Consider the following 23,107-nt stretch of genomic DNA (forward strand, 5'->3'; position numbering starts at 1 on the left):
CGGAAAATCGCGCGCCTACCGCTGGAACACGTTGCTCGGCACGCTGATCTGGAACGGCCGGTCGTACTCCGTGAAGGCCAGGGCTCCGCTGCCCTTCTTCGTCGGCGCGAGGCGCAACGGGTACGGCTTTCCGGTGGTCGACACGTAAATCCAGCCGCTCTGATCGCGGACGCCGATGGCAGGCCGGCCCGCGATGGTCGTCGGCTTTCCCTTGACGAGCCGACCCGACGGCTTGATGAGCTTGGCGAACCCGGCCGGCGTGAAGTCCAGACCGTGCGCGGACGCCTCACGGGCCGAGCCGATCAGCATCCATTTGTCGCCGACCTTGGAGGCCGCACCCGACCCGACCGTGGACTGGACGAACTGCCGGCCCTTGCCGTAGACCTTGCCGCCGGCCCGGAGAATCGTGAACGGGACCGTACGGCCGCCGCCGATGGGCCCACGTATGGAGCCTTTGAACCCGGCGCGTCCGGACTGCATGTCCATGGTGACCATATCCCCGCCGCTGCGTACGCGGCCCTTTAGATGCACCGACGTGGCGGCGCGCAGGGCGGCGAGTGACTCGGACACGATCCGGGCCGCCGACTTCGCCGCCACACCGTTGTTCGCGGGCGCCGCCGAGGAAGGAGCGGTCGAGGAGGGAGCGGCCGAGGGACGGCCGGACGAGGCCGAGCCTTTGTCCGACCCCATCGGGTTGTTGCACGCTCCGGTCAGCAGCACGGCCGACGTCGCGGCCAACGCGACGCCCAGCCGACCAGGGGATGTCTTCGGCACGGCTACTCCATCGGTAAGAGATCGTCTTCCGTGAAATACGCCAGGGAAGCCTAGTGATCGACGAAGCGCTTTATCCTGAAATGCCGAGAACGTCGCAAAGATAGTTGAGCTGGTCGAGGGAACATTTCCAGCGTCGATTGATGAATGGCATTTGACCCGGTGGGCTCGTGGGACGACGAGCCCGGGCGGGGAAGGGCCCGCCCGGGCCACGTGGTCAGATCGCCCTGCTGAGGCCCTCCCAGCGCACCCGCCAGCCCTCGGCGGGAAAACCGGGAGCGTGCCGATCGGCTCCGCCGTCCCATCCCGCGCACATCAGCGCGACGGCGTACAGCAGCCCGCCCGCGCTGGGGAAGTACGGCGAGGGCACCCCGCTCCTGCCGCTGGCCGGCAGCCCCTGCTCGGTGAAGCCGAACTTGGGATGCAGCAGGAAGTCGACCGCCCGACCGGGATCGCCCAGCCGGGCGGCGTTCATCGCCAGCAGCGGGAAGTCCCAGGCGTACAGGTCGTCGACCGGCCAGCTCCGGTACACCTGCTGCGCGGTCGCCCGCATCGTGGGCACGTCGACGCCGTCGCCCGGCAACATCGCGTACGGGGCGATCGGGTCCGGGTGGTCCGTCGCGTGTTCGGTCCACATGTTCTCGACGCCCTCATACAGCACGTACTCGCCGCCCTGGACCGGTAGCGGCGCGAGCCTGGCCAGGACGTCCTGCCACTCCTTCTCGGGAGCGAGCCCCAGACGCCTGCGCCAGATTCCGGCGACCCGAAGCCCGAAGCGCCAGTAGGAGGTCTCGACGATCGGGTTCTTGGTGACCAGGGGGTCGGAGTTCTCGTTGGCGGGGATCGCCGGCGGCCCGACGATGTAGCGGCCGCTCGCCGGGTCGAGGAAGGCGAAGGAGGCCAGGAAGTCGGCGGTGGCGAAGACGATGTCGCGCCACTTGTGCAGCGTCGCGCGGTTGGGATGCGCCCGGTAGTCCAGCTCGGCGAAGAAGATCGGGTGCGGCTGCTGCCACAGCAGCAGCCCGTTCTGCAGACCGGGGGACTCCCGTCCCTCGGGCCCGGTCATCTTGGGCCAGCGGGCGCCGCGGAAGCCCTGTTGCCGCGCCCGCTCCAGCGAAGACGGCAGGAGGTCGCGGTAGACGTCGAGGCTGCGTTCCAGCAGCGGCCAGCGGTTCCACAGCGCCAGGTGCGCGCTGTGCCACACCACCATCTCCAGGTGGAACTTGCCGTACCAGCCGTTGTTGACCAGGCCGGACTCCTGCGGCGGGTACTGCCCGCTCTCGTTGACCGCGAGGGAGTACTGGCTGCGTACGATACGGCGCTCCAGGTCCTCCCAGCGGGGGTCGGCGCTGCCGGACAGATCGACGGCGCCGCCCGAGCGCCAGAAGGCCGGCCACCACGCGGAGGAGACCTTCGCCACCGCCGACGGCGGCGGGGCGACCGCGCGCGCGTCCTCCGGCGTGAACAGGCAGGTCAGTTCCAGGTGCGGGCCGCGGGTGCCGGTGAGGGTGTAGCGGTGGACTCCGCCGTCCCCGCGCCGCAGCTCGCCGCCCTCCCGGTTCCAGGTCAGCGCCGTGTGGTACGTGGTGGCGTCCATGCGGTGCGTGATGCGCGCCCGCGACGGCCCCTGAACGCTCAGCTCGGTGACGTGGGCGTCGGGGCGATCCCAGATCCCGACGAACGGCGCGCTGAACTTGCCCTGCCCCTTGGCCGTCGCGTACGGGAAGTCCACGTACACCGTCAGCCGCCCGGCCTGGACCAGCGGGGAGTCGACGCGTACCGCGATCGCGTCCAGCGTGGGATGGCAGGTCGTCTCGACCGTGACCGGTGCGCCGTCGAAGGTGAACCGGCTGTGGAGCGTTCCCGTCCACAGGTCGAGTCGCTGGTGCCGGTCGGTCAGGTCGGCTTCGGTCGCCTCGCGCCCGGCGGCGGTGCGCAGCGACAGGCCGATGCGGGCGAGGTTGATCTTGTGCGGGTTCCCCCTGAGCCAGTCGTACAGCTCCGGCTGCCCCGCCTGATCGGTCCAGTAGGAGACCTGGCGGCCGTGGGTGTCCCACGGCGTGCCCTTGTAGTCCTCGACCTTCTTGCCCTCGGGCAGCGCGTCCTCGTGCCAGCCCCACTGGGCCATCGTGGCGAACGGCAAGAACGTCTGCAGGCCCGTGATGTCGGCCCCGAACGCGAGGTTGCCGTTGCCGACCTGGAGCGGGAGTTCCGGATCGCTGGAGGTGCGTTCGATGGCGTGCCGCGCCACCAGCGCCTCGCGGTCGATGCGTCCACCGTGCGAGGCCTGGGCGGCCCGTGCCGCCGGGTCACCGAGGAACACCGACGTGGCGGCGGTGCCGACCGCCCCCTTGAGTACCGTCCTGCGCTTGATCAACGAATCCTCCCTCGGAGGGCCGGGGACCGCCCGGCATTCGGCTCTGTGGACATCTGGATCCGGACGACGGACCGCCCTTCATCTCGGAGTGTGGGAAAACCTTTTCCCAACACTCCGCCGGACCTGTTGGTCATCTGGTCACCATAGATCGAGAAACCGCCTTTTGAAAGCGCTTTCTCAGGGGAATCGCCAAGTCCGGCGACATCCGCCCGCGCCTGTGACGGCCTGCGGGCGCCGCGCCGTCAGCCGGTGAGCAGACGTGCTCTGAACAGTTCGAGTACCTGGTCGAGCGCTTGCCGGGTCGCTTGGCCCGGTTCGTCGATGAGATGCTCCGTGAGGACCGAGTGCGGCCTTATCAGCCCGTCCGGGTTGGCGTCGGCGTCCTCGAGTTCGACCGCGACGAAGGCGTCGCCGAGTTGGCGTCGCAGGAAGTCGAAGCGCTCGCCGGGGACCAACCGGTCACTGCGGAAACGTAGCCCGAGGACCTGGAGTCCGGCCGCACGGCGGTCCTGCACGACCTGGAGATCGGCGGGGGAGATGTCGATCGTGGCGCGTTTCCTGCGAGTGATCGGCAGCGGCAGTGACGGCTGCGAGAGCACCGGGGCGAGAATCCGGTCGTCGGTGGCCATGGCCAGCGCGAATCCTCCGGTGAAGCACATCCCGACGGCGCCCACACCAGGTCCGCCGCAGCTGTCGTGCTCGTGCGCCGCCAGCGCGCGGAGCCAGGTGATGATCCGTGAGGTCCTGCCCGTCGCGAGCATGACGAACTCACGGCGTACGCACAGCGGGAGCATCGCTCGTGCGGCGGTGCGTGCGGTACCGAGCCGGCCGTGGGCTTCCGGGCTCGGATCGCGACCGGCGACCCCGAACAGATCCGGCAGGACGACGGTCAGGCCGAGATCGCGGACTCGCCGGGCGAACGCGGCCACCTTCGGCGTGATGCCGGGGATCTCGGCGAGCACGATCACCGCCGGGCCGGTCCCCGACCGCCATACGTCGAATGCAAGATCACCATGCGTGAAGGAACCGCGGGCGAAATCGGCCAGATCGTCATCTGACATCGTCAATCCCTTACTCCTCGCACCTGGTGAGGGTGACGCTAGGGAAGATGATCGCCTAATACAACACGAGATGGCACCGCGCAGTAGGACAGCGGGACCTCGAGACAGGCCCCAGTACGTGACGGCGCGACGAACCGATGGGAGTTTCCTGATGGCGGACGACTGGCACGGCGAGCTGCGGCACATCCGCGGTGCGCAGCTGACCGGGGACACCGGTCAGACGACGGGCATGACCCGGCTGGAGGCCATCTCCGGCAAGACGGTCGGCTCGTCGAAGCTCTGGACGGGCAAGACCCTGGTGGCGCCCGCCACCAACTCTGGTGACCACCATCACGGCGACACGGAGACCTCGATCTACGTCGTGTCCGGTAACCCGGTGTTCGTCTTCGCCGACGGTGACACCGAGGTACGCCTGGAGACCGAGCCCGGCGACTTCATCTTCGTCCCGCCGTACGCTCCGCACCGCGAGGAGAACCCCGGCGACACCGAGGCGGTCGTCGTCATCTCCCGCAGTAGCCAGGAGGGCGTCGTGGTGAACCTGCCCAGTCTGTGGTCGCCGGTCGACCGGCCATGACCGCGGGCGGCCCGCTGACCGTCGTGGAGTTCACCGATCCCGCGTGCCCGTGGGCCTGGGGATCGGAGCCGAAGTTCCGCTGGCTGCGCGCCGCGCTGGACGGCGTGGCCGCCTGGCGCCGCGTCTACGGGATCCTGTTCGACGAGGACGACGATCCCGCGCCGGACCCCGACGCGGAGGCCGCCTGGTACCACCGGTACGTCGCCGGCATCGCCGCGCACACCGGAGCGAGTCGGGCCCGACCGAGCAGGTGCTGCGGTCGCCGGCCCACCCGTACACCGAAGCGTTGCTGCGGGTCGCCGCGCCCGGCTCGGTGGAGGTGCTGCCCGGCGGGCCGCCGCCGACCGGCGCGAAGCTGCCCGGCTGCCGGTTCGCCGACCGGTGCCCGTACGCCGAGGACCGGTGCACGGCCGGGCCGTGGCCCCGAGCATCGGCGAACGCCCGCTTCGCGACGCTGCGCCCATCGCCTTCCCCCTGCCGAATCTGCGGCCACCGTTCGTGCACGAGATCCGCATGCACGAGTTCGACGACTTTCTCCCGCAGATCACAGTGAGGAAGGCATACCCGACCCCACGTCGGACTCCGGAGTGCTCCCTCCGGGAGAGCGACGGTCTGCTACGGGTCCAGATGACCATCACCCCCTTCGGCATGCCGCGCCGCTGGAGACGTCCTCCAGCAGCGCACCTCGCCACCGGCCAATGGCTGCGATCAACTACCGCTTCAACGGATCACACGGCGACGAGTGGACCTACCGGCTCGACACCCTCAACCTCGCCTACGCCACCACCACGGCCGACCTCTTTATGGACACTCCCACCCATCACATCGATGAGCTCGCCGCACTGCGCTGACCCTCTACCACCCCACAGCGCTGCTTTGATCCATCCAACGAAGCCACACGGGGGCGCCAGGACTCTGTGACCTGCGGAAATTCAAGGTCGGTCAGGTCTTGGACATCAAGAGTTTGGAGATCATCTTCCGACCTGTGGGCCGTTACCCGCCCCCGGACGAGGCCAAGGCTTTCGCCAGTCAGCCGCAGCGAGTCTCGCTGCCTCTCCTCGGGACTGTCCCATCTCAGATGCTGCCGTCGTCGAGTCCAGCAATTGCGTTGATATCTGCCTCAGACATGCCCAAGGCCTTGGCGATCTCCTTGGCGAGAGCCGGATGCGGGTTCAGCCTGCCGCGGCGAAGCATGTGGATGGTGGACATCGATCGGGCGGTTTCCCGTGCCATGTCCTTGACCGGAATCCCGCGCAGGTCCATCAGTCTGCTGAACACCGCTGCGAACGGATGCGGCTCCAGCCGCCCGGCCGGTGCGCTTGCGGGGCCGAGGACCATGTCACCGATCTTGGCTTGGAATCGGATCAGTTGATCACCGGTAAACCTGACCTTCGCGACGAACGGCAGGCTCTCGCCGGAGCTGGTGCCGGCGGTGCCTGGCACCGACACCTCGGTGAACCTTGTTGTTGTCATGTAACGGTCGACACCTTCGATCTCCAAGGGGACGCCTGGCTCGACGCCGCTGACCTTCCAGTCACGGTTCCACCAGGGAAGGTTCTGCAACACCTCGTTGAAGAAAGGGGGCAGGACGGTGAGATCCACTGGGTCCGGAGGGTTCTTCTGGCTGAGGTGGATGACGCCCGGCCAGTACCTCAGCGCCGCGATCACCTCTGCCGTCAGCGTGCGATTGGCAGTCACCATGTGGCCACCCTCCCACCAAGCGAACGGTGTGGTGAACGGGCACCCGACCGAACCTGTTCCCAGGCTGCAACGGTTCCGGAAGAGCCGCGTGCTCATCCCGCCCCACGGCCTGAGCAGCTCCACGATCAGCCCATGACAAACAGCCGGTTCACGTGGACAGCAGGCGCCCGTCAGGGCTGAAGGCGACCTCTTCCACAGCCCCACCCAGCTCAGCGAGAACGTCGCCGCGATCTCCGCCCGCCATCCCCAGCCACCTCGCCTACTGCATCCAGAGCCGATCGTTCCACACGCTGCGGGCCGAACTGCGACGCCGAAGGCACCCGCAGACTGCTCCGCCGAAAGCGGCGACGTGAATTCACCGACCAGCACGGCAGGTTCTCCATCGAGGCCGCCGGAACCAACAGCCGTTATCGGCGTGCCGGTGCTGGCCGCATGCCGGTACCTCCATTTTCGCTGGCCACCGACCACCAGTCCACTGGCCATCCACCACCAGCCACATTGACCGCCCGCCACCAGAGCCCTGGCCACCAGCCACCACTCAACCGGGCCACCTACCACCAGAACGACGACCACCTATCACCACTTCTGGCTCTTGATCACTCTCTGGGGAGCCTTCACGGATGGTGATCAGGGGTGGTCGCTAGTGGGGCTGCCGAGATGGGGGCTTCAGTGGTCCGGTGGGTTGGATACTTGGCGGATGACCTCCGCCGACGTCTCTGAGCGCCAGCAGTTCTCCCCCACGCCTGAGCAGTTGATCGCTGGTACGGACTGGGGGCACCTGGAGGTGATCGTCGGTCCTGAACAGGGCTGCCCGACCGTGCGGGAGTCGCTGACCGTCCTTTTGGAGGGTGCACCGTCCGCCCAGGCCCGTGCACTGCGCGATCTGGGGGAGGCGATCAATCACCAGAACTCCATCGCTGAGGCCACGGCGCCGGCCCTCCTGGTGGTCGCAGCGCTGCTCACAGATTCCCGTACCGACCAGGTTACATTGCCAGCGCTGCCGTATCGGACCGACACGCCGACCCTGCTACGCCAGGGCCTGCTTCTTCTGGTAGCCAACGCGATCAACGACGCCGGAGACGAGGCCGAAGCCGCCGCTCGTCACTTCGGCCACGAGCTGCTCCCTGCTGAACTTCAGGTCCGCTCCATACGTCCTGCCCTTCTCCCGGCCGCGTGTGCCCTCCTCTGTGACCCTGACCTCAAGGTCCGCCAGGCTGCAGCGCTGACCGTTATCCGCCTACTGGAAGACCTTGACCTGGCCTCACAGCACACGGAGTTGAAGCAACAGGCGGAGCTGGTGCTGGCTGCCGACTCCTTCAGCCGCCCTCGCGCCGGCCACTTGACCGCGTCCAAGGATGCATGGGTAGTGCCGGCTGATGGAGGCTTCGACGACCATCCGCCCTTCTGAGATCGGTGATGCTCAGTTATGGAGGATCATGGCGCGGAGGAGGTCGAGGTTGGCGGCCAAACATGATCCTCTTGAGGTGCTTGACCCTGCAGTTTTCGCCCTCGACCGCGCCGGATGAGTAGGGCAGCGAGAGTCCGTTGAGGACGCGGCGTGGTCGCGGCGCAGACCCTGGGCGAAGGAACGTAGGTGAGGTAGGTCGGCCGTCTCGGAGTCGACGGCCGCCAACCATGGGTCGAGGTCGTGTTCGCCGGTGCGGTGGATGAGCATCTTGGCGAAGGTGGTGACGTGATGGTCGAGGGCGGCCAGTGGTCGGCTGCGGTCCAGGATGGCGGCGAGGTGGTCCTTGTCATCGTCGGTGAGGTGGTCGGGGTCGCTGGTGATCCAGCGGCGGACGTCGCGGACCGATGGCGGCTTGGCCGGCAGCGCCGGGCCCTCCAGTCCGGCGCGCAGCGGGGCCAGGTAGCGGCGGATGGTGCGGGTGCTGCCGCGGTATCCCTGCTCACGCAGTTCCCGGCACAGCAGTGCGGCGTTGCCGCAGCCGTCTTCGATGACGCGTTTGCGCAGGTAGGGGACGAAGGTCTCGAAGAGGCGGTACCGGTTGCCGGGGTCGCCGAGCAGTTCGTCGGCGGTGGCGGCTTGTTGGAACTTACGGACGGTCTTGTAGTTCAAGCCGGTGATCTGGCAGATCTGGGTTTGGTTGAAGCCCTGGGCGAGCAGGGCTTGGATCTCGGTGTGACGCTGGCGGGTCCGGTCGGCGATCGGCATCGCGACTGGACCGGACAGGGGCAGTGACGGCAACTCCTGAGCGGCCAGTTCGTCCCGGAACGGGACCAGTTAGCGGCGCAGGGTGCGGGCGCTGCCCTGGTAACCGTGTTCATGCAGTTCCTGGAAGAGGAGGGCGGCGTTGGTGCACCGATCGTCCAGGATGCGTTTACGCAGGTAGGGGATGTATTTGTGCAGCTGGGCGGAGGCGCCGGCGCCGGGAAGTAGATCTTCGGCTCCGGTTCGACTGGACTGCTCAGAAGGCTCGCAGATCTGAGTGGCGCCCTCGTTGCGGACGACGGAAGCGCCGGTGCCCGATCCCTCCGGCGCGTCCTGGCCGTCCCCGGCGGGGATAGGTTCGCGCAGGTCGGCACGGTGTGCTCGGATCGTCTTGTCGACCCCTACGCACAGGTTTTGATAGAGATGCCACCGATCGGCGCACTGCCGGGCGTCAGGAGCTCCCAACCGGGTGCCTTCAGCGAACCCGCTCGCCCGGTCCCGGCACACGATGCCGACCCCGGGATGAGCGGCCAGCCAGCCGGCCAGAGGTTGGGCTTCGCGGCCGTCCAGCACATCGACGGGCCGGTGAGTGTCCAGGTCGACCAGGATGGTCGCATAGCTTTGACCGCGCCGTTTGGCGAATTCGTCTACGCCCAACACTCTCACCTGCCCGACCTCGGGATCGGGCAGGGCCCGGATCAGCCGGATCAGGGTGCAGCGCGACACCGCCATGCCGAGTGCTCGCGCCAGGCGGCTGCCGGCGTTACCGGCCAGAGCCAGCGCGATCTTCTCCAGGACGGTCCGGAGCCTGGTGGTGCGCCGCTGGCGCCGCTCGGTCAACCCCTCGACCTGCTCGGGGAGGGCAGTTCCAGCGGCACGATGTCTCCTCTGCGGCCGTTTCTGATGATCAGATCGTGGTGATCCAGATCGTGATGGAACGGCCGCAGCCACGTGCCGCGCGTTACGAGATCGCGAGCGTCTCGTGCACCTCGCGCAACCACTCCCGCAGGACCACGTAGTCGGTGTCGCCAAGTCCCACGCGGGCGTTGACGCGGTGAACCAGCGCCCGCCCTGGGCAGTGATCCGACACCCACTCTCGGTCGGCCTCGGCGACCTCGTCATCGACCCAGGCGAACGGGCGGCCCGCTGCCCAGCCCACCAGGGTGCGGGTTTTCCAGTGCAGGCCACGCTGCTCGTCGAGCGCGTCCTGGTCGGACGGCTCGGGCCAGTCCACCACGGCCAAAGGCGGCAGGCCCAGGCGGGGACAGATGCTCTCGTTGGCGTCGGCCAGCCAGGTAGTCGCCCACACCAACTCGCACGGCAGCGCCCTCAACAGCGGCCCGTGCCCGGGGTCGATCCGGTCCAGGAGCGGATGAGACCCGGCCCCATCTGGTTCGGGCCGATCGAGGGGGTAGGTCGGGTACGGCTGTGTCGCTCCGAACGGGATCAGTGGCCCATCGACATCAAGGAACAGCAACGGAGCAAGCCGGGAAGCAGTCACGACTGTCCCGTGTCAGTAGATCGTCCTCGTGGCAGCGTCTTGACCTGGGGCGAGGAATTTTGAGTGGCGGACAGGCAAGGGATCACGGCCTGGGGCGGCCTGGGATTCTGGTGGACTGTGCCAGTGGATCTTGCTGGATTGGGCGCGTGGGGTTGAGTATCACTGCGGCAAGTTCGATCGCGTCGGGGTAGATCGCGGCGTGTGTGTAGGTGGCGTGGTGGGGCGGGATGCCGCGGTGTCGGTTGGCGGTTTGCAGGATGAGGAGCCGGTGTCGCCAGTGGAGCGGGATTGTGGCTGGTGAGGTTGGCCAGGGAAGGGCCCGGCTCGACGACCGATTCCGTCCGCCGACTCGCCGATAGCCTAGGCCGGTGACGACACCGGAGGCTTACACTCGCGACACGTCCGATGGTTCCGGCTCGCTACCTGACGCTGACGTACTGCTGCGACAAACGGATTGGGCCGCGCTGGACTTCGCCTTCGAGCCCGAAGTTATCGACGTCGCCGACGCGCTGACCAAGCTCTTCGACGAGAATGCCGACGTCAGGGCCCGAGCGCTTCGTGATCTCAAAGAGGCCGCCAACCATCAGAACACCATCTATCCTGCGACCCCGTCCGTTGCCCTCTACATCGCAGCGGTCCTGCCCGATGACCGCACCGAAGCCACCGGCAGGTACGGCGAAGACGATCGCATCAGGCCACTACGAGCGGCACTGATCGACTGGCTGCGAGTGTTGGCGTATGACGTCGACGACAGCAGCGTGGCGGCAGCCCAGCGACACGGATTCGGGGTCTATCCGGCCCAGGCCGAGCTCCGGGCCCTACGACCCACGCTGTTCCATGCCGTCATGGCGTTCGTCGACGATTCCGACGTTGACGTCAGGCACACCGCTATCACCACGGCCCTGGTCTTGCTCGACACGCCGCAAGAACACGCTCGTCATCGAGCCGAGCTTGCCAAACCCGTCGCCGACCTCCTCGCCACCAGCACCAACTGGTACCACCGAGCCCAAGCGTTGGACGCTTTGGACGCATGGGGTGAAGACACCGTAACGCTCCGGCAGACCGAGCCTCCTCGCCCGGGGATCCGTCGCGCTGAACCTCGATCCTGAGGAAATGCCCAAGCCCCCGCGACCATCTGAACTCCCTCGCGGGCCGCGCATCCTCGAATCGCACCCCGGCGCACGACGATAGCCCCGTACGCCGCACGAGTCCAAGCGCGTCGACGTAGTCCAGCTCAACCAGCCAAGCCGGGCTCTCCACCCGCTCGACCGCAACACCGCCCACCATCCGCCCGAAACGATCAGCGAACGAGGAAACCGTAGTGACACAACCGGCCGGATGAGCAAGATTCACTGACAAAGAGGAAGATCGACTGTCACAGGACAACGACCGCACGATAACGCCCCTGATCTACCCCAACGAGCCCTGTCTCGTCTCAAAAGATCTTGCCGCTGAGCAACGCCCTGAGCAGGCCAGAGACAATCTTGGGCGAGACGGAGCGGCGGCCGAATCTCATTCAATGTTGTCGGCCAAGCGAGGATTCCGGCCGGTGTCTCATTCAATGTTGTCCGCTCGCTACTCGTATCCGCTGGCCTTAACCAGGAGTTCGCCGACCAGCTTCCAGGTTGGCTGTCGGCCCCCAGAGTGGGACCCCTCCAGCGCCTCCACCGACGCCGCGAGTGCGTCCAGGTAGCGATCGAGGGTGGGGTTCTCCCACTCGTCCGGATGATCCTGCAGGTCAGCACACATATCGGACAAGACCCGCTGCACATCGACAGCTGTAGCAACCTGATCGATGTCGGTCACGTGTGCGAACCGACCAGTCTCGTAGCCAGAGCTCATGGGGGCAATCATCCTCGTCGGTGGAGAGCGAAGCGCGGGGTCGTCTCATCCGACGTTGTCCATCAGGGGCACGCCGGGCAAGATCATGTGAGACAGAGGCAATGTCGCGTGAGACGGGACAAGCCCGAAGTCGCACTCCGTCACCGCTCCCCAGAGAGTGATCAAGAGCCACTTCTGGATGGCCACCAGCACGAGGCCCTGCTCGGGGCGAACTTCAGTCACCCCGCCATCGTCGCGGCCACCGAACTGTTCGAACGCGCCGACGGTGTCGTCATCGGCACACCCGTCTACAAGGCCGCCTACTCCGGCCTGCTGAAGTCCCTGCTCGACCTGCTCCCGCAGTTCGCGCTGACGGGCAAGACGATTCTGCCTCTGGCCACCGGCGGGACCACCGCACATGTCCTGGCCATCGACTACGCCCTGCGCCCCGTACTGACGTCGATGGGCGCCGACCACATCGTTCAGGGCTGGTTCGTCCTGGACCGCGACATCACCGTGCACGAGGACGGAACGATCAGCATCGAGACGCGCACCGATGAGACCCTCAGCCGCCTGATCGACCAGTTCTCCACGGCGACCGGCCGCACCCCACGACTGGCGACCGCCGGCTGACCACCCGAAGTGCTGTGGGGACGTCCGCACGTCGGCGTTCAGGCGTCGTGGTGGCCGTCCCCATCACCGGCATCGCCACGGCGCAGGATCGCCGGGCGCCGCGCCCACAGGCTGCCCATCTGCGTCGACTTCTTGACCATCAGCTCCGTGTGGTCCCGGATCTCTCCGAGATGGCGGCGGTTGTCGTCGGTGAGGTCCAGCGGCCTCTCCGCTCCCCGGTCGGCCACCGTGGCAAGGAGATTGATGTGGAACATCGCCTCGAACAGGCTGGATCGCTGCACCTCCCGGTGGAAACCGGCGGCGACCTCCTGCCCGAACTCTCCCCCCACGACCCGGTCGGCCAACGCCATCGCCCAGTCGTACGCGGCCTCGCGCCGTGCGCCGAAAGTGATCAGGCCGTCGTACAGCCTTCCGACGATGCGGAGCGCGCTCGTCCCCGACGCGATCGCCTGGGTTCGTGCGAGATCGTCGAACACCCCTTCGTACGGCCGCCCGTGGTGAAACGCGGCGACGCAGCGGCCGACGATGGTCTCGACCTCGTCCTCGAGCGCTGGCGGGTACGGGTACAGGGGCGGCGCCGTGGAGCCGTGGGGCCGCACTGAGGGCGGCTCCATGACCTTCGTGCGGGGCGCGGTCTCCGGCGGATGTTGCCAGCGCATCCGGTCGAGCCAGGCGCGGGCGTCCGGATCGGAGGTCAGGTCGGGCGCCTCCGAGAGGCTGGTGACAAGGGCCTGAACGAGCCGGGCCGCGTCCTGGGAGGCGGCGTGCTCGGTCAGCCGTTCGGTCAGGGACAGCACGTCATCGGCCCGGCCGCTGTGGATCTGCCATCGCATTCCCCGCAGGTACGTGCTCATCCCGGAGAGCATGTGGGCCCGGTTGCCGGGGTTCCAGACCTCGATCTCCCAGTGGGCGACGAAACCGTCCGCGTAGTGGGCCCAGTCCCTGGTGGCCATGTTCATCATCGCGCTCGGGAGTGCCGCGGTGGCCAGACGGAGCACGTCGAGGGCCCCTCGCATGGCGGGGTCATCCGGATTGAGGTCACCCAGACGTTCGGCCCAGTAACTCTGTTCGTCCGGTTTGAGGGGGCCCCGGGTGTTCAGCCATTCGATGAACGGCTGCAGGACCAGGTGCAGTCGCCGCCTGTGGTTCGCCGCGCCCAGTAGCGCACGGACGCAGTTGCGGCCGTACCCGGCCAGTATCTCGATGTCGCCTCGGCTCGGGGCTCGTGGCGAGCGGGCCAGCACCATGTGAAAGGGGCGCATCAACTCGGGCTTGACGGGCGTCAGCCAGTCCAGCCCGGCGCGCAGATGCGGAGCCCGGCCCTCGGCGAGCCGGGCGATCAGCTCACAGACCGCTGCGGGATTCTGCGAGAGAGCGACCAGACTCTGGCCGTACTCGCTGGTCTGCCCGGTGGCGATGACCTCCTCGTAGAGCATCTCGGCGACGCCGTTCAGCCCACCCTCCAGATCCTCGCGGCGGTCGGGCGACAGGATCACGCCGGCCAGGAACCTGTCGGTGCAACCGAGACGCTCGGCCCAGACCAGGTAGGGCCGTACCCGCCGGCTGCTCGGTGCCCACAGCAGGCGCTTGGCGGTATCGATCAAACTGTCGACCAGCAGCGCCGGATCGCCCTTCGCGATGATCGGCAGCCAGTGTTCGATCCGCGGAAAGTCCTCGTGCTCCCCCAGGCCGATGAGATAGCCCAGGGCCTTGCGGCGGTCGTCCGGCTCCAGGTCGATGATCTGGCCGCTGTCCAGCAGCTCGCGTACTTCGCCGGGATCACCGTCGTCCGTCCGGATACGCTCGACAACGAGGCGTGGCCGTTCGAGCCGCTCCAGTGCCTGTACGGCGTGCGTGGGATCCTCGAACCGTCTGGGTTCGATCTCGGCCGCCAGCCGGCCGATGATCCATGACGGCTCCTTGCCGCCGGTCAGCAGCGCGTCGAGCCGCTCAAGGTAAGCGCCCGCGGCTCCCTCACCATGCGGTACGTGGCCCGAGCCTCGCCAGATGACCGGGTGAGCCTCGTCCCGTGCCCGTCGGGCGAACGACAGCCGGATGCGGTGCCGCGTGGCGCTGTTGGTCCACGTGGAGGCCGTGAACCTGGTCCGATAGCCGTACGGCAGCAGCGAGATCACCGCGTCCAGGAACCGCAACCGCTCCAGCAGTTTCGTCTGCTCGGCCCGTACGACGCAGACCGCGCGGCGGGGGATCAGCAGCAGCGCCGCCGTCTCGCGTACCGTCTGCTCGCCCAGCGCCGCCATGTCCGCGACGAGCCGTCCGGGGTCGAGTTCCGGCACCTGAACGCGGATCGGCTGAGAGCCATGGTCGCGCGGTGACAGGTCCTTCAGCGCCCCGTACAGCTCGACATAGGACACCGGATGCTCGCTGAGCTGCCGGTACGGCACGCAGAAGTACCTGGTCTCGGCGATGTCCCGGCCCACGCCGTCCTTGTCCCCGGTCCACGTCTGTATCGCCAGCCCAAGATGGGCGTCGTCGTTCGCGCCGACCCAGCTGAGCGTGACCCGGGGCAATGCCTCCGGCGAGTCGGCAGTGCCGGGGGTGAACCGCGCGATGATCTCTTTGAACTGAGCGGGTTGGTAGCGCCCACGGCTGGCAGCGGTGACCGAATAGTCGTCCCGCTCCCCGGGTGGCTTCCCCCAGATCGCCCACTCCGCTTCGATCCACACCATCGTTTCTTTCGTCCGCTCAGTGGGTTGCGGGGCCGTCGAGCTGCTGGCCCAGCCACAGCACCGGCTCCAGCACGTTGATCGGGTGAACGGCGCCCCGGATCGTGTGGCCGCCGTGGCCGTCGGGCACCACGTTCTGATAGTCGGCGGTCCGGAAACGGATCGACTTTCCCAGGTAGAAGCCGATCGAGGAAGTGGCGAAGTAGCGGACCTTGCTGTCGTGGAAGTAGCGCTTGATGCTCTTGCGGACCAGGGCGGCGCTGCCGGTCGGCGACACCTTGCACAGGTCCTCGAAGAGGTCCTCGGCGCTGTCGTCGTGCACCCGGGGGAACATGTGGTCGTCGTCGACGTCGACGGTCAGATAACCCCGCCGGTCGGCGGTCTGGTAGACGCGCGGCTCGTCGAATTTGGTGATGCAGACCGCCAGGTGATGCGGCAGACGGTTACCGTCGAAGCGGCGATTCTGCAACGCCCGCTGGGCGATCTGCGCCAGTGTGCCCTGGAAGTACTTGTACGCGTCGCCCTTCTCCTTCTCCCGGATCGGATCGTAGAGATAGACGATGCCGTCACAGGCCGCCAGGCTGTCGATCAGCCGCTCGGTGTCCGACTGGGACTCCTCATCGCTCTCGTCCTCGTCAAAGCCGAGATCCTTGAGCGTCACCGCGTCGTCATCGGTCTTGGTCCCGCTCTTGAAGGTGTCACCCGGCGCGTCGATGAGGTCGACGTGGAACTGCAGCGGCACCCTCACGATCTCCTTGCGCCAGCGCCCGCCGATACGGACCTCGCTCTCCGACATCATCACCCAGCTCAGCTCGGCCATGCTCTCGGTGGCCTTGGGAAAGCGACGTTGATCGGTGAGTGCCGCGGTGGCCTCGGTCAGGAACGCGACGGAATCGTCGTTCACCCCGACGAGCGCCCAGTCCTGCCGGCTCTGGGCCACCGCCACGTTGAGCGAGGCGAGAAAGGAGGTCTTCCCGCTGCCGGGTGCGCCCCACAGCCCGATACGTCGCATCACCCGCTTCGGGCCAGGCCGGCCTGGGGGCGTCTCGCGGAGGGTCACCATCGCCTCATTCCTGGTCATTCCTGATCGAACAGCGGGAAGGGAAGTCTCTGGACACGTGGCACGAGCACTCCGATGTCCACGCCGAGCCGACGGGGTTCGGCTTCGGGCAGCTCGTAGAGGGCCTTGGCGCCCAGCCGGTGCCACGTCGGCCGGTCCCGGGCGTTCAGCCGGTCGACAATGGCGATGCGGGAGACATCGGTGTTCCGCTCCAGTGTGCGGAGCAGCTTGCCCGAGTCATGGCCGTACGGACAGGGCAGCACGCGGCTCTCGCTGGCTCTGGGCGGGTGCGGTGGGCGTCCGCCGACGGTCATCAGCACGGTCTTTCGAACTCCGGTCGTGCGGACGATGCGGCCGACGGCCTCGAAGAGCATGTCCTCGACCGGTGCGGCTTCGTGATACTCCGACTCGACCGCGCGCAGCCTCGCCAACGTCGTGAGCGCCTCTGCGGCGGGGGCCAGCCACGCTCCGCGGACCACTCGGCGGTCATCCAGCCGTGAGTCGAGCGGGTGATCGCCGTAGCCGAGGATGGCGATCCGGAGCAGGTCGGGCTCTGAGCACTCCTCGTCCAGGATCTTGATCAGCTCACGGATCAGGCGGAGCCGGGCGTCCACTGCCTCGCGGCCGCCGCCCAACTCCACTCCGCACACCAGGTCCACGGCTGCCACGGACGGCTCAAGCCGCTCGGGGATCAGGCTCAGCAGCTCCGACCAGCGCCGTTCGTCCGGTGCCACGCCCGCAGGTTCGACGAACCGGACGCGGGCCGGCCCGTCCAACACCGCGCGCAGCCGATACGTCCCCGGTCGCAGCTTGACAGAGTTGATGGACAGCAGCCGTGGATCGCCGTCGTGCCAGGTGACGGTGGCGAGCACGGTGCCGTTCTCGTCGGACGAGACGCAGCGCACCGGCAGGACGGTCTCGTCGCCGGGCCGGGCGCCCACCGGGAAGAGTTGGCGGGACTGCAACATCACCTCGCGGCTCGCCGGATGCACCGCGGCCACGACGAGTTCGTACGGCTGGTGCAACGGGGAGTCCTCGACCAGCCGCTCCAGTTGCGGGCCCGATGACATCGACGAGACCCGCACCGACGCGGCCGGTTCGTATCGGCGCGCCAGGAACGCCACCGCCCGCTCGGGCAGAGTCCAGCCGGACACCGTAGAGGTGATCACGACAGGCCGACTCGTACGGATGAGCGCGGCGAGTGCGTCTTCCAGCGTGGCCCACAGCTGCTCGTGATCGAACGCCGCGACACCGCCGGCGAGCTGGAAGGACCGTACGATCGGGTCCGGGGAGAGCGTCGGCAGCAGGTCTGTCCAACTGGCCAGGTCACGTGCGGACATGACCTCGAGCCATCCCAGCGGCCCCACACCGACCTGCGTGGCGCCGATGCCCTTGTCGGTCACCTCGATGACGGTCAGCCGGTCGGAGCCGTTCAGCGTGGCCACCGCCTGGCGAAGGATTTCGGCCAGCACACTCTCAGGAACGACGTCGGGACGCGCGGCGCGCACGGCCCGTTCCCATTCGTCATGGTCCGGCGTGCCGCCGCGGATACACGGCATCCGCCGCCCACTCTCGTCCGGGGAGACCCGCGCGGCCGCGATCGCGTCAAAGGCACGACGTGCCGCCTCGAGCTCGCCCTCCTGCCCGTCGGTATCCGGAGGCAACCGGGCCCACCCGCAGGCACGGCAGATCGGCTCGCCGTCCCACCGCCGCCCACAGACCGGACACCTCGGGTGGTTCGGTCCCCCCTCGCAACCCGCACCACCCCCGGCCGGATCGCCTGAGCCACCCGTCGACTCCGCCCCGCTCCCGTTATCAGGGGCGGTGTCATCCTCGGGACCTACGCCAGGCCCGACAAAAGGGTTATCTTCCGGCATCTCGGACAACGGCCCTCAGGCTGGCATTGGTCATTGATCCCGTTTCGGTCGTGCCGTCGTCGGATGCGAGGGGTTCATCTTGGAGCGATCATACGGATATGATGGCATATAAACAAGTGTGTCTTTTTACACAGACGTCCTGCGAGTAGCGAGGTAGCCTCATGCACTTGACCGGATGCAGCAAGCCGGAGCTATCTGCTGATTCGGGCCATCACCGGCTAAAAATCGACAACTAACGTTGCTTGAAGTCTTCGACCATCAGCCCGGTCATCGGGAGGGCCTTCCGCCTCCGCCCCGAACGATCCGATGAGTGGGCATGCTCTTCGCGTCCGTGACCTCACCCCCCTCAGAGAGAGTGCACGTGAGACGTTTTCTGATCTGGCTTTCCGGGGCCCGCTCCGAGATCTTGGCCCTCTGCGCCACCGACCGCGGCAAATACGAGGGCATCGGCAGTGCCGTGCTCATCACGTCGGTGATGGCCGGCATCTCGATGACCTTCGCACTCCACACCGCACTCATGGTCGCACTGCCCATCGCGATCGGCTTCGGTCTGGCGTGGAGTATGGCGATCATGAGCCTCGACCGGTGGCTCGTAACCTCTATTCAGCGACGCGAAAGTGCCTGGAAGAATTTCCTTCCAGCCATTCCACGACTCGTGCTCGCGCTGTTGTTCGGATTGGTCATCTCCACGCCGCTGGTCCTCCAGATATTCAAGCCGGAGATCGATGTACAGATCGTCCAGATTCAGGAGAACCAGGCCAACGCCTTCAGCAAGGACCAAGCCAACGGTTCCATCGGAAAAGAGATCACCGCGCTTCAGGGGCAGGCCCAGCGGCTGCAGCACACCATCTCCTCGGGCGGCGATGACCCGGTCGACCCGGCCTCCGATCCAAAGGTCGTCGGGCTCACCAAGCAGCGCGACGCTCAGGCGAAGACGGCCAACGCACAGTTCAAGGACTGGCAGTGTCAGCTCTATGGCCCGTGCAAACCGGTCGGCGACGGCCCGCTGGCCAAGGCCAAGGAGAACAGCTACCGGCAGGCGCAGAGCGAGCTGAACGACCTCAACAACCAGATCGAGGCACGCAAGAGCGAACTCACCGCCACTGACAGCAAAGGCAGGCAGGCGCGGGTCGACTATGCGCGCGGGGCGCTCCCGGGCGTACAGAAGCAGCTCCAGACCCTCCAGCAGCAACAGCAGGCCCGCCAGCGGTCATACGCGGCGAGCAACAAAGCGTCCAAGGGGTTGCTCATCAGGCTTCAGGCACTCGATCAGGTCGCCAAGAAGAACGGCACGCTGCGGTCCGCGCAGATATTGCTGTTCCTGTTCATCACAGCGATCGAATGTCTACCCATCATCGTCAAGCTCCTGCACACTTTCGGCCCGCCGAACAGCTACGAGAAGGTCCTGGCAGAGAAGGAACGCATCCAGCTCAGGGTGGCCCATAAGAATCTCCAGAGAGAGCTGTTCGCCGACGTGGACGGTGACGACGTCAGCGGGATCTGGGATGGCGAGTCAGGTTCGGTCACCGCCACGATGCCGAGCGAATCGCCGCCTTCCGTGAGTGAACCTCTCGACCAGGTGGAGGTCCGGTCCGTCATACCGCGACCGCCGGACACCTGGGAGCACCGCAAGCTGCAGAGCATGGCTGACATGCCGATCCGAGGCGACGACGTATCGTCCGTTCCAGCGCGTCCCACCACGCCGGATGAGGCCGTGCCCGAGGCTGGTGAGCTCTTCCCCGATGACCCGGACCTCTGGGGCGGGGAGCACACCGGATGAGAGGCCGCCCCGAAAAGACGATCGCCGGGCGTTATCGGCTCACCTCCAAGCTCGGCCAGGGTGGGATGGGCGGCGTCTGGCTCGCCCACGACGAGGTCCTCGACCGCCGCGTGGCGCTGAAGGAGATCGTTCTTCCGCACGGTGGTGGCGCCAAGGAACGCGCCCACCTGAGACTCAGGGCCTGGCACGAGGCGGTGGCGGCCGCCCGCCTCCAGCACAGCGGCATCGTACGGATCTACGACGTCGTCAAAGAGGACGGGGATCCGTGGATCGTGATGGAGTACATCGCGGGCCACTCTCTCGCCGATCTGATCCAGAGCTCCCCGGAGGTGCTCACCGAGCGCTACATCGCCGAGATCGGCCTGCGCGTACTGGACGCCCTGTGCGTCGCCCACGCCGAGGGTGTGCTGCACCGCGACGTCAAGCCCGCCAACATCCTCATCGGCCGTACGCCGAACGAGGTGATGCTGGCAGACTTCGGAATCGCGACCATCGAGGGCCACAGCCGCCTCACTCGCGACGGTTCCGTGATCGGCACGGTCGCGTACATGGCCCCGGAGCGCTTCAGAGCGAAAGGCACGGTCGGTCCCGCCTCCGACATGTGGTCATTGGGTGCGACGCTCTACACGGCAGTGCAGGGACACTCGCCCTACCACCGTGACAACGACATCGAGATCATGGGCGCGAGACTGTCCGAGGATGAGGCCCCGGAACCCCTGACCGGTGCACATCGTCTCCGCCCGGTGATCGAACGCCTCCTCATCAAGGACCCCGACGCACGAATGCGCGCCGACGAAGCAGCGCATCTACTAGGCCGAATCGTCGCTGAGAGCACATCGGTACGCGCCGGCGGCCGACCACCGTCCGGCCCCTGTCTACCGGAGTCGGGTCCCGGCCGTCGGAAGCCGGAACGGCCGGACCCGGGCTCTGGGAAGCCCGAGCAGCCGAGCCGGCCGGGAGACGCCGCGCCGGCCGAGCCCGACGACCGGCGCGCCCCCTTGTCGCACTTCGCCGCGATGGCAGCCGGGGAACCGACCCGAGCTGTCATGGTCATGGCCAGAATGGGCCCGCGCGCCGCCGGCGGCGTCCTGGACGACATGGCGTCCGAAACCACGGCCGCCGCCCGCATGATGAGCGTGATGTCCACCGAATATGCCGCAGGCGTGCTGGACCACGCACAACCCAGGACCGCCGCGGCCGTACTGCTGGCGCTACCGCCGACCCGAGCCGCCGAGATCCTGGTCCGTATGGCGCACAAACCCGCCGGAGCCGTGGTCGGAGCAATGTCCGCCCACATCCGCCCCACCGCTGCCGTCGTCCGGGCGATGCCCGAAGCCGAAGCCGGTCGGGTGTTCAACAATGTGCAGCCAAGAGTCGCGTCGAGCGTGCTTCTCCAGCTGAAGCCCCAACCGGCAGCGGCAGTGCTCGCACACATGGCCGTAAGACCGGCAGGAACCGTGGTCGAAACAATGTCCGCGAAGGTCTCGGCAGCGGCGGCGGTGGTCCGTGCGATGCCCACCGAACTGGCCGGGGGAGTCCTGACCCACACTCCACCCAGAACGGCCGCCTCAATTTTGTCAGTGGTGGAAGCCTCCTGGGCCACCCAGGTCCTGGCCGAAATGGACCAGCCAGTCTCCGTGCAGGTCGTCCGTCACCTGAACAGAACCCCGAGCACCGGAAGCTGACAACGCCGATGCCGGTGTGGTGGGAACGCGGGGGACTGGACCGTCCGCATGGATCGAGGGCAGCCGGGGCGGCGGGTCGACGAGGACGGCCAGGTCGACGGCCGGCCTACTTGACGGCGATGGGATTGACGGGGGAGCCGACGGCTCCGGTGATGGGCAAGGGGGCGGCGGTGAGCCAGAACTCGTGGACGCCGTCCGTCGCGCAGTCGTCGGCGAGCGCCTCCAGGTCCCACATCTCGCCGACCAGCAGTCCGATGTTGGGGATCACGACCTGGTGCAGCGGCTGGAAGGCGTGGTCGAACTCGTTCGGCCGGACCTCGAAGCCCCAGGTGTCGGTGGCGATCGCGGCGATCTCCGTACGGTGCAGCCACCCGGCGGTGGTGAACGACAGCCCCGGCGCGGGCCCTCCCGCGTAGTCCCCCCAGCCGTCGCGGCCCACCCGCGCCAGCTGCCCGGTCCGTACGAGGACGATGTCCCCGCGGCCGATCTCCACACCGTGCGCCGCCGCGGTCTCGGTGAGGTGCTCCGCGGTGATCGGGAACCCGTCCGGCAGCTCGCCCTGAGCACCGACCACTCGGCCCACGTCCAGTAGCACGCCGCGGCCGGCCACGTGCGGGGCCATGTGCTCGATACCGGTGACCAGGTCTCCGTCGGAGGTCACCACCTTCTCGGCGGCCCGGCCGTTCCAGGCCTTGCCCCGATCGAAGATGTGCCCGAGCCCGTCCCACTGCGTGGAGCACTGCAGCGGCATCGCGATCACGTCGTCGGCGCCGCCGATCCCATGAGGGAAGCCCTGGTGTCCCAGCGCCGCGTCGGTGCCTGTGTCGATCATGGTGTGCACCGGATTGGTGCGGCGCCGCCAGCCCTTCTGCGGGCCGTTCATGTCGAACCGCTGCGACAGCGAGAAGCTCACGCCCCGCCGTACGAGGGCGGCGCCCTCGCGGCGCTTGGCGTCGGTGAGGAAGTTGAGGGTGCCGAGCACGTCGTCCTCGCCCCAGCGCCCCCAGTTCGAGTACGCCTTGGCGGCCGCGGCGATCGCGCCCGCCGGATCCGTGGGATCGATATGCGTGGTCATGCGTTCCCCCGGCGAAGGGACGCCCCCAGAACGACGTCGTCGTACGGGCCGGTGATCGCGCTCGGCAGGCCGGCGGCCGCCAGTCGCGCGACGCGTCGTCCGCGAGGGCGTGCAGGGTGGGCAGGGTGGGCAGGGTCTCCTCCCACCGTTCCAGGATCGCGCGCATCACGGCCGGCGTCGAGCGGGAAGCAGCTCGCGGAGATTGGCGAGGCCATCACCGCGTCCCTCGAGCGCGCCGGGGCGCGACCTGGGGGTTCACCGCGATTTTATCGGCGGCGACCAGTACCTCTCCCGTTTGATTGTCATTTCGGCACGAATTCATCGGCGGCGACTA

Annotated in this window: 20 protein-coding genes; 8 read left to right on the forward strand and 12 right to left on the reverse strand. The window is 67.6% G+C overall.

The window, feature by feature from the left end; translation table 11 throughout:
* Positions 1-15: 15 nt before the first annotated feature.
* The 3 genes from AB0I04_RS43120 to AB0I04_RS43130 form a co-directional block, all read right to left on the reverse strand.
* A complete protein-coding gene (locus tag AB0I04_RS43120; protein ID WP_360898443.1) occupies positions 16-774 on the reverse strand; it encodes a hypothetical protein in 759 nt (252 codons plus the stop codon).
* A 214-nt stretch (positions 775-988) separates the two neighbouring features.
* Complete coding sequence (locus tag AB0I04_RS43125; protein WP_360898445.1) at positions 989-3,148, reverse strand: hypothetical protein; 2,160 nt, start codon at positions 3,146-3,148, stop codon at positions 989-991.
* Positions 3,149-3,390: 242 nt separating this feature from the next.
* Positions 3,391-4,209 carry a dienelactone hydrolase family protein gene (locus AB0I04_RS43130; protein ID WP_360898447.1) on the reverse strand — a complete coding sequence of 273 codons (819 nt, stop codon included), beginning with the start codon at positions 4,207-4,209 and terminating at the stop codon, positions 3,391-3,393.
* 151 nt (positions 4,210-4,360) lie between these two features.
* Here AB0I04_RS43130 and AB0I04_RS43135 point away from each other — a divergent pair, with 151 nt between their 5' ends.
* The 3 genes from AB0I04_RS43135 to AB0I04_RS43145 all read left to right on the forward strand — a co-directional run bounded on the left by AB0I04_RS43135 (position 4,361) and on the right by AB0I04_RS43145 (position 5,634).
* Complete coding sequence (locus AB0I04_RS43135) at positions 4,361-4,783, forward strand: cupin domain-containing protein (RefSeq protein WP_360898449.1); 423 nt, start codon at positions 4,361-4,363, stop codon at positions 4,781-4,783.
* A 49-nt stretch (positions 4,784-4,832) separates the two neighbouring features.
* On the forward strand, positions 4,833-5,336 hold the full coding sequence (locus AB0I04_RS43140; protein ID WP_360898519.1) for an oligopeptide/dipeptide ABC transporter ATP-binding protein: 504 nt from the start codon (positions 4,833-4,835) through the stop codon (positions 5,334-5,336).
* A gap of 145 nt (positions 5,337-5,481) precedes the next feature.
* Positions 5,482-5,634, forward strand: coding sequence for a hypothetical protein (locus tag AB0I04_RS43145; RefSeq protein ID WP_360898451.1), 153 nt, complete (start codon positions 5,482-5,484; stop codon positions 5,632-5,634).
* Between the two features lie 223 nt (positions 5,635-5,857).
* Here AB0I04_RS43145 and AB0I04_RS43150 read toward each other — a convergent pair whose 3' ends face one another.
* Positions 5,858-7,057: a helix-turn-helix transcriptional regulator gene (locus AB0I04_RS43150; protein WP_360898453.1), complete on the reverse strand. Its 1,200-nt coding sequence runs from the start codon at positions 7,055-7,057 to the stop codon at positions 5,858-5,860.
* Between the two features lie 124 nt (positions 7,058-7,181).
* Here AB0I04_RS43150 and AB0I04_RS43155 point away from each other — a divergent pair, with 124 nt between their 5' ends.
* A complete protein-coding gene (locus AB0I04_RS43155) occupies positions 7,182-7,892 on the forward strand; it encodes a hypothetical protein (protein ID WP_360898455.1) in 711 nt (236 codons plus the stop codon).
* 12 nt (positions 7,893-7,904) lie between these two features.
* Here AB0I04_RS43155 and AB0I04_RS43160 read toward each other — a convergent pair whose 3' ends face one another.
* The 3 genes from AB0I04_RS43160 to AB0I04_RS43170 all read right to left on the reverse strand — a co-directional run bounded on the left by AB0I04_RS43160 (position 7,905) and on the right by AB0I04_RS43170 (position 10,131).
* Positions 7,905-8,690, reverse strand: coding sequence for a hypothetical protein (locus tag AB0I04_RS43160; RefSeq protein WP_360898457.1), 786 nt, complete (start codon positions 8,688-8,690; stop codon positions 7,905-7,907).
* Between the two features lie 36 nt (positions 8,691-8,726).
* Positions 8,727-9,494: a transposase gene (locus tag AB0I04_RS43165; RefSeq protein WP_360898459.1), complete on the reverse strand. Its 768-nt coding sequence runs from the start codon at positions 9,492-9,494 to the stop codon at positions 8,727-8,729.
* A gap of 121 nt (positions 9,495-9,615) precedes the next feature.
* Complete coding sequence (locus AB0I04_RS43170) at positions 9,616-10,131, reverse strand: hypothetical protein (RefSeq protein ID WP_360898461.1); 516 nt, start codon at positions 10,129-10,131, stop codon at positions 9,616-9,618.
* Positions 10,132-10,523: 392 nt separating this feature from the next.
* Here AB0I04_RS43170 and AB0I04_RS43175 point away from each other — a divergent pair, with 392 nt between their 5' ends.
* Positions 10,524-11,264, forward strand: a complete 741-nt coding sequence (locus AB0I04_RS43175; RefSeq protein WP_360898463.1) for a hypothetical protein — start codon at positions 10,524-10,526, stop codon at positions 11,262-11,264.
* A 466-nt stretch (positions 11,265-11,730) separates the two neighbouring features.
* Here AB0I04_RS43175 and AB0I04_RS43180 read toward each other — a convergent pair whose 3' ends face one another.
* Entirely contained in the window at positions 11,731-11,997 is a 267-nt protein-coding gene (locus AB0I04_RS43180) for a hypothetical protein (protein ID WP_360898465.1), read from the reverse strand.
* 108 nt (positions 11,998-12,105) lie between these two features.
* On the opposite strand from AB0I04_RS43180, the gene ssuE reads away from it, so the two are divergent.
* Positions 12,106-12,609: an NADPH-dependent FMN reductase gene (gene ssuE, locus AB0I04_RS43185; protein WP_360898467.1), complete on the forward strand. Its 504-nt coding sequence runs from the start codon at positions 12,106-12,108 to the stop codon at positions 12,607-12,609.
* Between the two features lie 38 nt (positions 12,610-12,647).
* Here the strand turns inward: ssuE and AB0I04_RS43190 are convergent, their stop codons facing one another.
* Genes AB0I04_RS43190 through AB0I04_RS43200 form a run of 3 tightly spaced genes read right to left on the reverse strand, consistent with a single transcriptional unit; the run spans position 12,648 to position 18,020 of the window.
* Entirely contained in the window at positions 12,648-15,299 is a 2,652-nt protein-coding gene (locus AB0I04_RS43190; RefSeq protein ID WP_360898469.1) for a hypothetical protein, read from the reverse strand.
* Positions 15,300-15,315: 16 nt separating this feature from the next.
* On the reverse strand, positions 15,316-16,359 hold the full coding sequence (locus tag AB0I04_RS43195; RefSeq protein ID WP_360898471.1) for a hypothetical protein: 1,044 nt from the start codon (positions 16,357-16,359) through the stop codon (positions 15,316-15,318).
* Positions 16,360-16,373: 14 nt separating this feature from the next.
* Positions 16,374-18,020, reverse strand: a complete 1,647-nt coding sequence (locus AB0I04_RS43200) for a hypothetical protein (protein WP_360898473.1) — start codon at positions 18,018-18,020, stop codon at positions 16,374-16,376.
* Between the two features lie 574 nt (positions 18,021-18,594).
* On the opposite strand from AB0I04_RS43200, the gene AB0I04_RS43205 reads away from it, so the two are divergent.
* Both AB0I04_RS43205 and AB0I04_RS43210 read left to right on the forward strand, forming a co-directional pair.
* Positions 18,595-20,013, forward strand: a complete 1,419-nt coding sequence (locus AB0I04_RS43205; protein ID WP_360898475.1) for a DUF4407 domain-containing protein — start codon at positions 18,595-18,597, stop codon at positions 20,011-20,013.
* Positions 20,010-21,698 (forward strand): protein kinase, encoded by a 1,689-nt coding sequence (locus AB0I04_RS43210; RefSeq protein WP_360898476.1) that lies wholly within the window; start codon positions 20,010-20,012, stop codon positions 21,696-21,698. Before AB0I04_RS43205 ends, AB0I04_RS43210 begins: the two co-directional genes overlap by 4 nt.
* A 106-nt stretch (positions 21,699-21,804) precedes the next feature.
* Here the strand turns inward: AB0I04_RS43210 and AB0I04_RS43215 are convergent, their stop codons facing one another.
* Entirely contained in the window at positions 21,805-22,773 is a 969-nt protein-coding gene (locus AB0I04_RS43215; protein ID WP_360898478.1) for a cyclase family protein, read from the reverse strand.
* Positions 22,774-23,107: the final 334 nt, after the last annotated feature.

Origin of the sequence: Actinoallomurus sp. NPDC050550, from assembly GCF_040655075.1 — a bacterium.
Lineage (GTDB): Bacteria > Actinomycetota > Actinomycetes > Streptosporangiales > Streptosporangiaceae > Actinoallomurus.

Excerpts from the sequence above, each read along its gene's own strand:
- AB0I04_RS43215 (WP_360898478.1), bottom strand. The coding sequence starts at position 22,773 with ATGACCACGCATATCGATCCCACGGATCCGGCGGGCGCGATCGCCGCG.
- AB0I04_RS43195 (WP_360898471.1), bottom strand. The coding sequence starts at position 16,359 with ATGGTGACCCTCCGCGAGACGCCCCCAGGCCGGCCTGGCCCGAAGCGG.
- AB0I04_RS43190 (WP_360898469.1), bottom strand. The coding sequence starts at position 15,299 with ATGGTGTGGATCGAAGCGGAGTGGGCGATCTGGGGGAAGCCACCCGGG.
- AB0I04_RS43155 (WP_360898455.1), top strand. The coding sequence starts at position 7,182 with ATGACCTCCGCCGACGTCTCTGAGCGCCAGCAGTTCTCCCCCACGCCT.
- AB0I04_RS43130 (WP_360898447.1), bottom strand. The coding sequence starts at position 4,209 with ATGTCAGATGACGATCTGGCCGATTTCGCCCGCGGTTCCTTCACGCAT.
- AB0I04_RS43135 (WP_360898449.1), top strand. The coding sequence starts at position 4,361 with ATGGCGGACGACTGGCACGGCGAGCTGCGGCACATCCGCGGTGCGCAG.
- AB0I04_RS43180 (WP_360898465.1), bottom strand. The coding sequence starts at position 11,997 with ATGAGCTCTGGCTACGAGACTGGTCGGTTCGCACACGTGACCGACATC.
- AB0I04_RS43210 (WP_360898476.1), top strand. The coding sequence starts at position 20,010 with ATGAGAGGCCGCCCCGAAAAGACGATCGCCGGGCGTTATCGGCTCACC.
- AB0I04_RS43145 (WP_360898451.1), top strand. The coding sequence starts at position 5,482 with ATGGCTGCGATCAACTACCGCTTCAACGGATCACACGGCGACGAGTGG.